The 13,479-nt window shown below is 66.2% G+C and carries 12 protein-coding genes; 11 read left to right on the forward strand and 1 reads right to left on the reverse strand.

What is annotated here, in order from left to right:
• Positions 1–6 precede the first annotated feature (6 nt).
• From ACGLHS_RS16205 to ACGLHS_RS16235, 7 genes are all read left to right on the forward strand, one after another.
• Positions 7–636 carry a paraquat-inducible protein A gene (locus ACGLHS_RS16205; protein ID WP_093240136.1) on the forward strand — a complete coding sequence of 210 codons (630 nt, stop codon included), beginning with the start codon at positions 7–9 and terminating at the stop codon, positions 634–636.
• 17 nt (positions 637–653) lie between these two features.
• Entirely contained in the window at positions 654–1,376 is a 723-nt protein-coding gene (locus tag ACGLHS_RS16210; RefSeq protein ID WP_394481473.1) for a paraquat-inducible protein A, read from the forward strand.
• The gene (locus ACGLHS_RS16215; RefSeq protein ID WP_093240134.1) at positions 1,373–3,028 is read left to right on the forward strand and encodes an intermembrane transport protein PqiB; all 1,656 of its coding nucleotides are present in this window, start codon (positions 1,373–1,375) and stop codon (positions 3,026–3,028) included. Before ACGLHS_RS16210 ends, ACGLHS_RS16215 begins: the two co-directional genes overlap by 4 nt.
• Positions 3,025–3,681, forward strand: coding sequence for a membrane integrity-associated transporter subunit PqiC (locus ACGLHS_RS16220; protein WP_394481178.1), 657 nt, complete (start codon positions 3,025–3,027; stop codon positions 3,679–3,681). Before ACGLHS_RS16215 ends, ACGLHS_RS16220 begins: the two co-directional genes overlap by 4 nt.
• Before the next feature lie 166 nt (positions 3,682–3,847).
• A complete protein-coding gene (locus tag ACGLHS_RS16225) occupies positions 3,848–5,470 on the forward strand; it encodes an MFS transporter (RefSeq protein ID WP_394481180.1) in 1,623 nt (540 codons plus the stop codon).
• The gene (locus ACGLHS_RS16230; RefSeq protein ID WP_394481182.1) at positions 5,467–6,210 is read left to right on the forward strand and encodes a barstar family protein; all 744 of its coding nucleotides are present in this window, start codon (positions 5,467–5,469) and stop codon (positions 6,208–6,210) included. The genes ACGLHS_RS16225 and ACGLHS_RS16230 overlap by 4 nt, the downstream gene beginning before the upstream one ends.
• Before the next feature lie 19 nt (positions 6,211–6,229).
• Positions 6,230–7,696: a flavin-containing monooxygenase gene (locus ACGLHS_RS16235; RefSeq protein ID WP_394481184.1), complete on the forward strand. Its 1,467-nt coding sequence runs from the start codon at positions 6,230–6,232 to the stop codon at positions 7,694–7,696.
• Here the strand turns inward: ACGLHS_RS16235 and ACGLHS_RS16240 are convergent.
• Positions 7,693–8,211, reverse strand: coding sequence for an HD domain-containing protein (locus tag ACGLHS_RS16240; protein WP_394481186.1), 519 nt, complete (start codon positions 8,209–8,211; stop codon positions 7,693–7,695). The genes ACGLHS_RS16235 and ACGLHS_RS16240 overlap by 4 nt on opposite strands.
• Positions 8,212–8,381: 170 nt before the next feature.
• On the opposite strand from ACGLHS_RS16240, the gene ACGLHS_RS16245 reads away from it, so the two are divergent.
• Genes ACGLHS_RS16245 through ACGLHS_RS16260 form a run of 4 tightly spaced genes read left to right on the forward strand, consistent with a single transcriptional unit; the run spans position 8,382 to position 13,453 of the window.
• Positions 8,382–9,416, forward strand: coding sequence for a TRAP transporter substrate-binding protein (locus ACGLHS_RS16245; protein ID WP_394481188.1), 1,035 nt, complete (start codon positions 8,382–8,384; stop codon positions 9,414–9,416).
• 6 nt (positions 9,417–9,422) lie between these two features.
• Positions 9,423–11,333: a TRAP transporter large permease subunit gene (locus ACGLHS_RS16250; protein WP_394481190.1), complete on the forward strand. Its 1,911-nt coding sequence runs from the start codon at positions 9,423–9,425 to the stop codon at positions 11,331–11,333.
• 37 nt (positions 11,334–11,370) lie between these two features.
• On the forward strand, positions 11,371–12,411 hold the full coding sequence (locus ACGLHS_RS16255; protein WP_394481192.1) for a LacI family DNA-binding transcriptional regulator: 1,041 nt from the start codon (positions 11,371–11,373) through the stop codon (positions 12,409–12,411).
• 40 nt (positions 12,412–12,451) lie between these two features.
• Positions 12,452–13,453, forward strand: coding sequence for a hydroxyacid dehydrogenase (locus tag ACGLHS_RS16260; protein WP_394481194.1), 1,002 nt, complete (start codon positions 12,452–12,454; stop codon positions 13,451–13,453).
• Positions 13,454–13,479: the final 26 nt, after the last annotated feature.

Raw genomic sequence — 13,479 nt, forward strand, 5'->3', positions numbered from 1 at the left:
TGACCTATGAAGGAAGTACCTGACACAGTGGTTTGCCCGGGTTGCGATGCGGTCTATGCCCGCACGCCGCTGCGTCCGCGCGACGTGGCGCATTGCTCGCGTTGCGGCACCGAGCTCGACAGGCACACCGGTTCGCAGCAGCAGCGCATCCTGCCGCTGACGGTGGCGAGCCTGATCATGTTCGCCATCGCCAACCTCTTTCCCATCGTCGAGATCGAGCTGCAGGGCCTGCGCAGCCAGACCACGCTGGCCGGCGCAGTGGTGGCATTGAGCGCCGAGGGCATGTCGGTGGTGGCCTTGCTGGTGCTGGCCACGACCATTCTTTTTCCGCTGCTGCAGCTGTGCATCCTGGCCTACCTGCTGGTTCCGCTGAGTCGCGAGCACCGTCCGCTGGGCTTTGCGTTGCTGGTGCGGTCGATGCAGTCGCTGCGGCCCTGGGGAATGATCGAGGTGTTTCTGCTCGGCGTGCTGGTGGCCATCGTCAAGCTTTCGAGCATGGCGACGGTGGTGCCAGGGCCGGCGCTGTGGGCCTTCGTGGCGCTCACGGTCACGCTGACATCGGTGCTGTCTTTCAACCCCGGTGCATTCTGGGAAATGGCCTTTCGCCCGCGCGGCGAGCCGGAGACGCCGGCATGAGTTCACTGTTCACCCGCATGTCGCGCGAGGCGCCCGGCCACGACGACGCAGGCGAGGGCGCCGCACCAGTGGCCACGGCCGCCTCGCTCGGCCTGCTGGCCTGCCCGCATTGCGGAACCGTCTGGCGCGACGCCGAAGAGGGCGACGCCTGCGGCCGCTGCGGCACGCACCTGCATGGCCGCAAGCAGCAAAGCCTGAACCGCACCTGGGCCTTCCTGATCGCGGCCTGCGTGATGTACATCCCCGCGAACCTGCTGCCGGTGATGATCACGCGCACGCTGTTCGGCGCGCAGTACGACACCATTTTGAGTGGCGTGATCTATTTCTGGGTCTCCGGGGCCTACGGGCTTGCGGCCATCGTCTTCATTGCCAGCTTTCTGGTGCCGCTGTTCAAATTGGCGGTCTTGTTCTTGCTGGTGGTGCTGGCGCAGCGCGGCAGCACCTGGCGCCGGCAAGAGCGGGCCAAGCTTTATCACATCATCGAGATCATCGGCCGCTGGTCGATGCTCGACGTGTTCGTGGTGTCGCTGCTGACCGGGCTGGTGCAGATCCAGGGGTTTGCCGTCATCACGGCGGGCGTGGGCATCGCGGCGTTCGGCTCGGTCGTGGTGCTGACCATGCTGGCTTCGCTGAGCTTCGATCCGAAGCTCACGTGGGACAGCAAGGAAGAACAGGCGCTCGAAGCGCAGGCCGCAGCCATTGCACAGGGACAGGACAACAGGGATGAGAAACCAGCATGAGTGAAGACGAATCGCAACCCCAGGACAAACCGGCGCCGCCCGTGCCGCCCGCGCTGCCCCGGCCGCGCGTGGCGCGGCGGCGCGAGTGGCTGCCCTCGCTGATCTGGCTCATTCCCATCGTGGCGGCGCTGGTCGGCATCACGCTGGTGGCCCGCATCCTGATGGAGCGCGGCCCCGAGGTCGTGCTGACCTTCAAGACGGCCGAAGGCCTGGAGGCCGGCAAGACCGCCGTCAAGTACAAGGACGTGCAGATCGGCCTCGTCACGCACCTGCGGCTGGCACGCGACCGCTCGCACGTGCGCGTGCTGGTGCAGTTCAACAAGGACGCCGAAGGCTTCACCGCCGAAGACTCGCGCTTCTGGGTGGTGCGGCCGCGGCTCGACACCTCGGGCATCTCGGGCCTGGGCACCTTGCTCTCGGGCGCTTACATCGGCGCCGACGCGGGCGTGTCGAAAGAAACCTCGGGCGAATTCACCGGGCTCGAAACACCGCCCATCGTCACGAGCGACGACTCGGGCCAGCAGTTTTTGTTGCGTGCCAATGACATCGGCTCGCTCGACGTGGGCTCGCCGGTGTACTTCCGGCGCGTCAAGGTCGGGCAGGTGGCCGCCTACGAACTCGATGGCGACGGGCGCGGCGTGACGATCCGCGTCTTCATCAATGCGCCGTACGACAAGTTCGTCGGCATGAACACGCGCTTCTGGCAGGCCAGCGGCATCGACGCGCAACTCAGCGCCAGCGGCTTCACGCTGCGCACGCAGTCGCTGGCGACCATCCTGCTCGGCGGCATCGCCTTCCAGGCGCCCGACGACGCGATGGGCCCGCTGGCCAAGGCGAATGCCTCGTTCACGCTGGCGCAGGACGAGGCCGCGGCCATGAAGGAGCCCGACGGTCCTTCGCAGACGCTGCTGATGTACTTCAACCAGTCGCTGCGCGGCCTCACGCCGGGCGCACCGGTGGACTTCCGCGGCGTGGTGATCGGCGAGGTGAAGTCCATCGGCGTCGAGTTCGACCGCGCCGAGCGCGAGTTCCGCATGCCGGTGCTGGTGCAGGTCTACCCCGACCGCCTGCGGCGCCGCGAGGGCAACGCCACCGGCACCGAGTCGCGCTCGACACAACAGGAGCGATTGCGCTTCCTGGCCGAGAAGGGCTTGCGCGCCCAGCTGCGCAACGGCAACCTGCTGACCGGGCAGGTCTACGTGGCGCTCGACTTCTTCCCGAAGGCGCCGCCGGTCAAGGTCGACGTGACGAAGAACCCGATCGAGCTGCCCACGGTGGCGAACAGCCTCGACGAGATCCAGTCGCAGGTGCAGGAAATCGCGACCAAGCTCAACAAGGTGCCCTACGAGCAGATCGCGGGCGACCTGCGCACGACGCTCGCCACGCTCAACAAGACGCTGACCGCCACCGAGCAGACCGTCAACCGCATCAACAGCGACGTGACGCCCGAGCTGGCCGCCGCCATGAAGGACGTGCGCAAGACCGTCAACACGGCCGAACGCACGCTGGCCGACGATTCGCCGCTGCAGCAGGACATGCGCCAGACGCTGCGCGAGCTGACGCGCGCCGCAGGCTCTGTGCGCATCCTGACCGACTACCTCGAACGCCATCCCGAGTCGCTGCTGCGCGGCAAACCGGACGACAAGAAATGAAGAAGACCTTCGCATTCGGAAACGCCTTCGGAAAACCCACGCTCGCCGGCGTCGGCGTGGTCGCGTTGACCGCACTCGCGGGCTGCGCGAGCAAGCCCGACAGCTACTACACGCTCGCCAGCCCGGTGGCTGCCGCCGACGCTGCGCCATCGACGCTGGCCAGCGCCAAGCCGCTCTACATCGAGCTGGCACCGGTGGCCGTGCCCGAGCGGCTCGCGCGGCCGCAGATGGTGGTGCGCCAGCCCAACGGCAGCGTGCAGGTCGAGGTGCTGGAGCAGCACCGCTGGGCCTCGTCCTTCGAGAACGAGTTGCGCGATGCGCTCTCGGCCGGCATTGCCGGACGGCTCGGCGCGCTCGACGTGACCAAGGGCGGCCGGCAGACCTCGCAGCCGGTCTGGCGCATCGCCGTGCAGCTGCGCCAGTTCGATGCCGTCGATGGTGGCCGCGTCGATGCCGATTTCAGCTGGACGCTGCGGCGCTCCGACGAGGCGCGCACGCTGATCTGCCAGCTGCGGCTCGGCGAGGCCGTGGGCGGTGGCATGGATGCGGTGGCGCAGGGCGCCCAGCGTGTGACCGCTGCGGCCGCTGCGGCGATGGCCCGCAGCGTGAGCACAGCGCAAGCCAATCCGGCCGCCACGGCATGCGCGCTCTGACTGCGCTGATGTTTCTTTCTCCCTCCCCCTCTGGGGGAGGGCAGGGATGGGGGCACGACGGCGCGCAACGATGCACAGCGCCCATTTGGACGATGCCCCCATCCCAACCTTCCCCCAGAGGGGGAAGGGGCCAGACCGAAACCGAATAGATCGGAGCCCGGCAACCATGGCACAGATCGGCAAGGCGCCCTGCGACGACACGCTGATCCTGCATGCTGCCGGGCCGCAAGAAAGCGCCTGCCCCGACGCCTCGAAGCCCTGGGTGTTGGCCGCGGCCATCGTCGGCTCGAGCATGGCCTTCATCGATGGCACGGTGGTCAACGTCGCATTGCCGGCCATTCAGTCCGACCTGCACGCCACGGCCTTCCAGGCGCAATGGGTGGTCGAGTCGTATGCCTTGTTGCTCGCCGCGTTGCTGCTGGTGGGCGGCGCGCTGGGCGACCACTACGGGCGCCGGCGCATCTTCGCCATCGGCGTCGGCATCTTCGCCTTGTCGTCCGTGGCCTGCGCGCTCTCGGCCACCGTCCACCAGCTCATCGCCGCGCGTGCGGCGCAGGGCATCGGCGGCGCGTTGCTGGTGCCGGGGAGCCTGGCGCTCATCAGCGCCGCCTTTCCCGAGAAAGAGCGGGGCAAGGCCATCGGTACGTGGTCGGGCTTCAGCGGCATCACGGCGGCCGTGGGGCCGGTGCTGGGCGGCTTCCTGGTCGATCACTTCTCGTGGACCTGGGCCTTTCTCATCAACGTGCCGATGGCGCTGCTGGTGCTGTGGATCGTGTGGCGGCACGTGCCCGAGAGCCGGGGCGCCTCGGCACGCGGCGGCCTCGACCTGTGGGGCGCGCTGCTGGCCACGGCCGCGCTGGGCGGCATCGTCTATGCCTTCATCGAGGCGCCCACGCAGCATTGGAACTCGCCGGCCGTGCTCGCGGCGCTGGGCATCGGTATCGTCGGGAGCGCGGGTTTCATCGCGGTCGAGCGCAAGGCCCGCACGCCGATGCTGCCACTGGGCCTGCTGCGCATCGGCAACTTCAGCGGTGCGAATCTGCTGACGCTGCTGCTCTACGCCGCGCTGGGCGGCGGGCTGTATTTCTTTCCGCTCAACATGATCCAGGTGCAGGGTTACTCGGCGACGGTGGCGGGTGCGGCGCTGCTGCCGTTCATCTTCATCATGTTCGCGCTGTCGGGCTGGGCCGGGCAGCTGGTCGACCGCTTCGGGCCGCGCATGCCGCTGGTCGTCGGGCCTTCCATCGCGGCCGTGGGCTTTGCGTTGTTCGCATTGCCGGGCGTGGGCGCGAGCTACTGGAGCGGCTTCCTGCCCGCGGTGGTGGTGCTGGGCTTCGGCATGACGGTGACGGTGGCGCCGCTCACCACCACCGTCATGAATGCGGTCGGGCCCGAGATGGCGGGCGTGGCCTCGGGCGTGAACAACGCGGTGTCGCGCGCGGCCGCCGTGCTGGCGATCGCGGTGTTCGGCGCGGTCATGGCCTGGGCCTTCGACGCAGCGCTGGCGCACAACCTGCGCGAGATGGGCGCGTCGGCGCAGGTGGCGGCATTCCTGGAAGGCGAGCGCAGCAAGCTGGCCGGTGCGGCGATGCCGCCGGGTGTCGATGCCGCGACGGCAGCCGCCGTCAAGCACGCCGTGGCCGAATCGTTCGTGGCGGGCTTTCGGTGGGTGATGCTGCTGAGTGCCGGGCTGGCGGTGCTCAGTGCGGTGAGTGCGTGGCGGATGATCCGAGGTGGGCCAGCCGCCGGGAGTCCTTCAATCCAAAAGACAGAATCAGTCAGTTCATGAAGCACAGAGAATTTGTCATAGAGAACAACGCAATCGACAGCGCAGATACACCGTACATCGTCCAGCGGCTGGACGGCCTGCCAACGCTCCGTACCGACGAAGAACAGAGGGAAGGTGCCTTCCTCCTCACGTTGAGAGGTCTTGATGACGGCCTTGAGTCTTCGTCCCTGAAAGAGAACACTGTCTATTCGATTTCTCAGATGATCGCGGGACATTGCGTGGATGCGGCATACATCCATTGCAGGAAGCTGGTGTTCAAGGCCACGTCGCATCAGGTCTATCTGGTTGACGTTGGCCGTTCGGATCTTCTGGTGCTCCAGATATTGGAAGCGTGGTCCGATGGTGTCGTGCTGAATTGGCGTGATCTCGATGTGATCTACAGGGACTCGTGGTTTCGAGCTTGCAGGACGCTTGCCGGCCCTGACGAATGGCGTCAGACGCCTGTGACGAACAGCATCGTCCTCGCTCCCGAAGGACTCGCGTCAGAGGACGACTTCTATTGCTACCTGGGGGAGCAATTGTTCGGACACAAGGGATATGCTGGCACGAATCTCGATGCCTTCTACGACGTGCTCAAGTGCAATGACTTGAGGGGCATCACGATCCATATTCCGAACGAAGAACGCTTTGCCGAAACTCTTCAAAGTATCACGGGGGACGCTGACTACTTCTCGAAATTCAAGTCGTGTTTCACGGATGCCAAGATCGATCTGAGGCTCGGCGGCATTCATTCCTCTTGACGGAGAAACAGCCGGCACCATGGAACAACACCTCGACGTCCTGATCGTCGGCGCCGGCCTCTCGGGCATCGGCGCCGCCTACCACCTCCAGGTGAATTGCCCTGGCCGCAGCTACGCGATCCTCGAAGGGCGCGAGCGTAGCGGGGGCACCTGGGACCTGTTCCGCTATCCGGGCATCCGTTCGGATTCGGACATGTACACGCTGGGCTATTCGTTCCGGCCGTGGACGCAGGCCAAGGCGATTGCCGATGGCCCGTCGATCCTGAAGTACGTGCGCGAGACCGCGAAGGACCATGGCATCGACGCGAAGATCCGCTTCAACCATCGCGTGGTGCGTGCCTCGTGGTCCACGGCCGAGGCGCGATGGTGGGTGGACGTGGAGCGCGGCCCCGAACGCGAGCCAGTCCGCATGAGTTGCAACTTTCTCTTCATGTGCAGCGGCTACTACAACTACACGGCCGGCTACACGCCCGACTTTGCGGGCACGGCCGACTTCACCGGCCACATCGTCCATCCGCAGCACTGGCCCGAAGACCTCGACTACGCAGGCAAGCGCGTGGTCGTGATCGGCAGCGGCGCCACCGCGATGACGCTGGTGCCCGAGATGGCGAAGACCGCCGGGCACGTCACGCTGCTGCAGCGCTCGCCCACCTACGTGGTGTCGCGGCCGGCCGAAGACCCGATTGCCAACCGGCTGCGGCGCCACCTGCCGGACCGGCTCGCGTACGGCATCACGCGCTGGAAGAACGTGCTGCTGAGCATGCTGTTCTTCCGCCTCTCGCGGCGCAGGCCGGAGCGCGCGAAGCAGATGATTCTGGGCGGCGTGCGGCAGGCCCTCGGGCCCGACTACGACATCGCCACGCACTTCACGCCGCGCTACAACCCGTGGGACCAGCGGCTGTGCCTCGTGCCCGATGGCGACCTGTTCGCGGCGCTCAATGCCGGCCGCGCGTCGATGGTGACGGACCACATCGACACCTTCACGCCGCGCGGCATCCGGCTGAAGTCGGGCCAGGAACTCGATGCCGACCTGATCGTCACCGCCACCGGGCTCGACCTGCAGGTGCTGGGCGGCATCGCGCTCGACATCGATGGCGTGCCCGTCGATCCGGCCGCGACCTTCAACTACAAGGGAATGATGTACAGCGACGTGCCGAACCTGGCGTCGTCGTTCGGCTACACGAATGCCTCGTGGACCTTGAAGTGCGACCTGACCTGCGAGTACGTCTGCCGCGTGCTCAACCACATGGACAGGCACGGCTGGCGGCAATGCACGCCGCGCAACACCGACCCGGCATTGGTGGCCGAGCCCTGGCTCGATTTTTCTTCGGGCTATGTGCAGCGCTCGATCGGCAAGTTTCCCAAGCAGGGCTCGCGCGCGCCGTGGCGGCTGTACCAGAACTACGCGCGTGACCTGATGAGTCTGCGCTTCGGGGCGGTGGATGACGGGGTGATGGTGTTTTCGAGCCCGTGCGGCAAAGCCTAGGCCGAGGGCATGTGCGCAGGCGAGAGCAGGGTGTCCAGCTCCGCCCACAGCGGATCGCACAGCCCCGCGCGGAACGCGGCGGTCCTGAAGGTCGGGTGCTCGCCGTGATAGGTGTCCCATAGCGCGCGATGCCCATCGGCCACGCAGGCACGCACATTGGCCAGCCGGTCGGCGGCCTTGACCACCAGGGCCAGTTCTTCGTCACCGGTCACCAGGGCCAACGCCGCATAGGTCTTGGCCTTGCGCTCCTTGCGGTTGGCGCCGGGCGCATCGGTCAGTAGCGAAACGCACCGCGCCACCAGGTCGCCGAAGCGCTCCTGCACGTCCGACACCGTGGCGTCGGTGTCCTCGACCACGTCGTGCAAAAAGCCGATGACCTGCGCCTGCTTTCCATACGGTTGCAGCAGGGCGGCCACGGCGTCGAGGTGATGCACGTACGGATGCACGCCGTACTTCTGGTCCCCATGCATCTCGATGGCGTAGGCGCGGGCGGCTTCAGGTGTCGATGTGGTCATGAGCGTCCGTTGGTTTTTTCCATTCTGCCTTTGCGCGGGGTGGTCTTTACCTTGTTTACGAAGGAAAACACCTACCGGAACGGCATTGTCGGGGTTCTTGTGTATCGATACAGTAAATCGTTCCACCAAACGAGCCACAAATGGGCAATCGACCCACAGGAGACAACACCATGCACCCGATTTCACGCCGTCAGTTCGTCCAGTCATCGTCGGCGCTGTCGCTCGCGATGGCGGCCACAGGCCTTTCGCAAAGCGCCGCCGCACAAGGCAAGACCGTGGTGCTGCGCCTGTCGTCGTCCCACGTGGCCGACCTCAATTCGTCGCACTTCGCGTGGTCGCAGCTGATGCAGGCGAACCTGAAGAAGGCGGTGGGCGACCAGATCCGCATCGACTACTTTCCGAACAACCAGCTCGGCAAGGAAAGCGACGTGGTGCAGCAGGTGAAGGTCGGCTCGGTCGACATGATGCTCACGGGCTCGTCGATCTGGGCCACGGTGACGCCGCAGCTCGGCATGCTCGACCTGGGCTATGTGTTCGACAGCTACGAGCATGCGGCCCGCGCACTCGACGGCGGCGTGGGCGCCAAGCTCAACGACATGCTGGTCAAGAGCACGGGCTGCCAGGTCGTCACCTGGGGCGCGCACTACGGCGCGCGCAACGTGTACACCAAGCAGCCGGTGAAGTCGCTGGCCGACATCAAGAACGTCAAGCTGCGCGTGCTGCCCACGCCGGCCTTCATCGAGACCTTCAAGATCATGGGCGCGATCCCCACGCCCATTTCTTTCGGCGAGCTCTACATGGCGGCGCAGACGGGCGTGGTCGATGGCTTCGAGCACGACGCGGCCACGGTGCTGGCAAGCAAGCTCAACGAGGTCGTCAAGTACTGCTGGATGACCGAGCACCTGTTCAGCCCGATGGTGTGCATTGCCGGCAAGCGCGCCATGGACAAGATCCCCGCCACGCTGCGCCCGGCCTTCATGAAGGCCGCCAACGACTCGACGCTGCAGCAGCGCGAGATCGGCACGCAAAAAGGCCTGCAGGCCATCGAGGAACTGAAGAAGCTGGGCATCGTGTTCACGCCCATGCAAAAGAGCGAGCGCGACCAGGTCCGCAAGGAAATGGAAACGCGCCTGTGGGCGGCCTTTTCGAAGCAGTACCCGGAGACGGGGCCGCTGTTCGCCGCCATCACCGCCGCGCGGGCCTGAGCCGCCATGTCGAGCCTTTCGATCTCGCCGGGTGCTCCGTCCATGCAGCCGCTCGCACTGTCGCCCGCACTGGGTTTCGACGTCAGCCATGCCTCGGGCCGCTGGCTGGCGTGGCTGATGCGCGTCACCGAATACATGGCCGGCGTGGTGCTGGCCATCGACGTGGTGGTGGTCTTCATCTCGGTGATCTTTCGCTACTTCCTGCACGACCCCTTTGATTGGGCGGAGGAGGTGGCGCGCGCGCTGATGGTCATCCAGGTGTTCTTCGGCGCGGCGACGGTGCTCGCGCGCAGCCAGCACGTGGGCGTGGACCTGTTCCGCGGCATGCTGCCGGCGAGCTGGCAGCCGGCGCTGATCCAGTTGGGCAGCTGGATCATCGTGGGCGTGTCGGCGAGCCTCTTCGCCTCGTCGTGCGAACTGCTGGTCGACTCGTACAGCATGACGACATCGATCGGCCTGCCGCAGTGGATCTACGTCTATCCGGTGACCATCGGCAGCCTGTTCATGACGCTGTTCGGGCTGGCCAATGCCATCAATGGCCCGTCGCGCCGGGTGTGGGGCACGCTGGGCGTGGGCATCGCGCTCACGGCGGCGGTGGTTGCGTGGAACACGCTCATGGCCGACCACGCGATCCCGCCGTGGGCGCTGCTTACCGCCGGCTTTCTGGGCGGCATGGCGCTGGGCATGCCCATCGCCTTCGTGCTGGCGCTGTCGTCGCTGGTGTTCTTCATGGCCGATCCGTCGTTGCCCATGCTGGTCTATTCGCAGCAGGTGATGGCGGGCACCGACCACTACGTGCTGCTGGCCATTCCGTTCTTCGTGCTGGCCGGCCTGCTGATGGAGGCCAACGGCATGTCGTCGCGGCTCATCGAGTTGCTGCTGCGCATGTTCGGCCGGCTGCGCGGCGGGCTGGGGCTCATCACCATCACGGCCACGGCCTTCTTTTCGGGCGTGTCGGGCTCCAAGCTGGCCGACATCGCGGCGGTGGGCGGCATCATCATGCCGGCCGTGCGCAGGACGAAGCAGGACCCGAACGAAACAGCCGGCCTGCTGGCCTGCACCGCGGTGATGGCCGAGACCATTCCGCCGTGCATCAACATGATCATCATGGGCTTCGTGGCGAACATCTCGATTGCCGGGCTGTTCATGGCCGGGCTGGTGCCGGCGGTGGTGATGGCCGTGTCGCTTGCGGCGGTGACCATCTACGTGGGCACCAAGATCAACCCCGACGAAGCCTTCGACGTGCGCACGCCGATGTTCCGCCTGCTCGGCGGCGCGCTGGTGGCGCTGGTGATGGTGGCCATGATCGGCAAGGGCGTGACCTCGGGCATCGCGACCTCGACCGAGGTGTCGTCCTTCGCGGTGATCTACGCGCTGGTGGTGGGCTGGCTGGCCTTTCGCGAGCTGACGGTGAAGTCGGTGGCGCGGCTGTTCGTGCGCTCGGCGTCGATGGCCGGCGGCATTCTCTTCATCGTGGCGGCGGCGTCGAGCCTTTCTTTTGCGCTCACGATCCAGCAGATTCCGCAGTACCTGTCGGAGTTCATGATCGGCTTTGCGCATTCGTACGGCAGCACGATGTTCGTGATGCTGTCGGTGCTCATCATGATCGTGTTCGGCGCCATCCTCGAAGGCGCGCCCGCGCTCATCATCTTCGGCCCGCTGCTCACGCCCATCGCTTCGCAGCTCGGCGTGAACCCGCTGCACTTCGGCACGGTGATGGTCATTGCCATGGGCTTCGGCCTGTTCGCGCCGCCCGTGGGCCTGGGGCTTTTCGCCACCTGCGCCATCACCGGCACGCAGGTGAAGGACGTGGCCCGGCCGATGCTGAAATACCTCGCCGTGTTGTTCGTTACCCTCGTGGTGCTGGTCCTCGTGCCGGCGTTCTCCACGTGGCTGCCGATGCGCGTGGGGTTGTGATCGACCCCAGAGACAGACATAGAACAGGAAAGATTCCGTGAGCAGAATCAGTGACGTCGCCCAGCGGGCAGGTGTTTCGACCAGCACCGTGTCGAACGTGTTGAACGGGCGCGGCGACCGCATGGCCAAGGAGACGCTGGCCCGCGTGGAAGCCGCGATCCGCGAACTCAAGTACCGGCCCAACACTTCGGCGCGGCAGCTCAAGACAGGGCACACGCCGCTGATCGGCCTGCTGGTGCCGTCGATGGCCAACCCGATGTACGGCTTCATTGCCCGCGAGGTCGAGAGCCTGGCGCAAGAGCGCTACGGCTTTCGCATCATGATCGGCAACACGTACCGCGATGCGGGCAAGGAAGCGCATTTCTTCGAGGACCTGATGGCGCATGGCGTGCGCGGCGTCATCATCATTTCGTCGCTGATCGACGAGCAGCATGTGGAGGCTGCCGCCGAGCGCGGGCTGGTGGTGGTGAGCTACGACCGGCGCGCCACGCCGGGCGTGCCCTCGGTCATCGACCATGTGACGGTCGACAGCTTCGAGTCGTCGCGCATCGCCACTGCACATTTGATCGAGCAGGGGCACCGCAGGCTGGCCTTCGTCACGCCCTCAGGCCGCACCATGAGCCGGAACGAGAAGATCAACGGCTTTCTGGCTGCAGCAAAAAGCGCGGGCCTCGAAGGCAGCGCGCAGGTCATCGAAGGGCTGCCGGTGGACGAGTACGGCGACTCGATGATGAGCGAACTGGGCCGCATGCAGGCCAGCCAGCTCGCCGGCTCGGCCGAGCGGCCCACGGGCGTGGTCGGCGTCAACGACCTGCTGGCCTTCGGCCTGATGGCGGGCTTTCGCGATGCGGGCCTTTCGGTGCCGCAGGACGTGTCGGTCGTCGGTATTGACAACGTCTTTCTCTCGATGCTGATGCACCCGGCCATGACCTCGGTGCGCGTGCCCGTGCCCGAGATGGCGCAGGTGATGGTCGAGCGGGTGATGAGCCGGCTGTCCGATCCGTCGATGCCGACGTCTGAGTTCTTGTTTGCGCCAACGCTGGTGGCGCGTGACTCGGTGGCGCCGCCGCGCGCTTGAACCCCTTCTTTTTTCTTCTTGTGAGCAAAGTCGTTTTTTCATGACCACGGTTTTCGTCAGCCATCCGCAGAGCAAGCTCGCTTCCTATTTCGGCGACCGGGCCATCGTTGCCTTGCAGGCCATCGCGCAGGTGCGCTTCAACCCGACCGACACCGACCTGTCGTCGCACGAACTGGCCGAGCTGGCGCGCGAATGCGATGCGATCATTTCCTACCGTCAGACGGTGGGCGACGAGGCGTTGTTCGCGGCGCTGCCGCAGCTCAAGGCCTTCGTGCGCTGCGCCATCGACATCCGCAACATCGACGTGGCCTCGGCCAGCCGGCATGGTGTGCTGGTGACGCAAGCGAGCGCGGGCTTCATCGCGTCGGTGTCCGAATGGATCGTGGGCGCCATGATCGACCTGGGGCGGCACATCAGCGCATCGACCGCGCTGTACCACGCGGGCCAGCCTGTCATGCCGGTGATGGGCCGTGAACTGCGCGGCAGCACGTTGGGCGTGATCGGCTTCGGCCAGATCAGCCGCTACCTGTGCGACATCGCGCTGGCGTTGGGCATGCGCATCGTGGTGCACGACCCGTACACCGCAACCGGCCGTGCGGAGTTCACGCAGGCCGGGCTCGATGAATTGCTGACGCAATCCGACTTCGTGGTGTGCCTCGCGGCTGCCACTGAAGCGACCGAGAACATGATGGACGCGAAGGCCTTCGCCGCGATGCAGCCGCATGCCTTCTTCATCAATGCCGCGCGCGGCAACCTCGTGGACGAAGACGCGCTGCTCGCCGCGCTCGACGCCGGCACCATCGCCGGCTGCGCGCTGGACGTGGGCCGCGCGCCCGACCAGATGCCGTCGCCGCGCGTGGCGGCGCACCCGCGCGTGATCGCATCGCCGCACGTCGGCGGGCTCACGCCGCCAGCGGTGGAGCACCAGGCGATGGAAACCGTGTCGCAACTGGCCGAGATTTTTCAGGGCAGGGCGCCAAAAGGCGCGGTCAATGCCGCCGAGGCCATGCGCTGGCGGCAGGCCTACGGCACCCGCGACTGATCGATCCGACCGACATCACAACAACT

Origin of the sequence: Variovorax sp. VaC1 (genome assembly GCF_043658315.1) — a bacterium.
Lineage (GTDB): Bacteria > Pseudomonadota > Gammaproteobacteria > Burkholderiales > Burkholderiaceae_C > Variovorax.

Excerpts from the sequence above, each read along its gene's own strand:
- ACGLHS_RS16220 (WP_394481178.1), top strand. The coding sequence starts at position 3,025 with ATGAAGAAGACCTTCGCATTCGGAAACGCCTTCGGAAAACCCACGCTC.
- ACGLHS_RS16225 (WP_394481180.1), top strand. The coding sequence starts at position 3,848 with ATGGCACAGATCGGCAAGGCGCCCTGCGACGACACGCTGATCCTGCAT.
- ACGLHS_RS16240 (WP_394481186.1), bottom strand. The coding sequence starts at position 8,211 with ATGACCACATCGACACCTGAAGCCGCCCGCGCCTACGCCATCGAGATG.
- ACGLHS_RS16205 (WP_093240136.1), top strand. The coding sequence starts at position 7 with ATGAAGGAAGTACCTGACACAGTGGTTTGCCCGGGTTGCGATGCGGTC.
- ACGLHS_RS16245 (WP_394481188.1), top strand. The coding sequence starts at position 8,382 with ATGCACCCGATTTCACGCCGTCAGTTCGTCCAGTCATCGTCGGCGCTG.
- ACGLHS_RS16250 (WP_394481190.1), top strand. The coding sequence starts at position 9,423 with ATGTCGAGCCTTTCGATCTCGCCGGGTGCTCCGTCCATGCAGCCGCTC.
- ACGLHS_RS16215 (WP_093240134.1), top strand. The coding sequence starts at position 1,373 with ATGAGTGAAGACGAATCGCAACCCCAGGACAAACCGGCGCCGCCCGTG.
- ACGLHS_RS16235 (WP_394481184.1), top strand. The coding sequence starts at position 6,230 with ATGGAACAACACCTCGACGTCCTGATCGTCGGCGCCGGCCTCTCGGGC.
- ACGLHS_RS16260 (WP_394481194.1), top strand. The coding sequence starts at position 12,452 with ATGACCACGGTTTTCGTCAGCCATCCGCAGAGCAAGCTCGCTTCCTAT.
- ACGLHS_RS16230 (WP_394481182.1), top strand. The coding sequence starts at position 5,467 with ATGAAGCACAGAGAATTTGTCATAGAGAACAACGCAATCGACAGCGCA.
- ACGLHS_RS16210 (WP_394481473.1), top strand. The coding sequence starts at position 654 with ATGTCGCGCGAGGCGCCCGGCCACGACGACGCAGGCGAGGGCGCCGCA.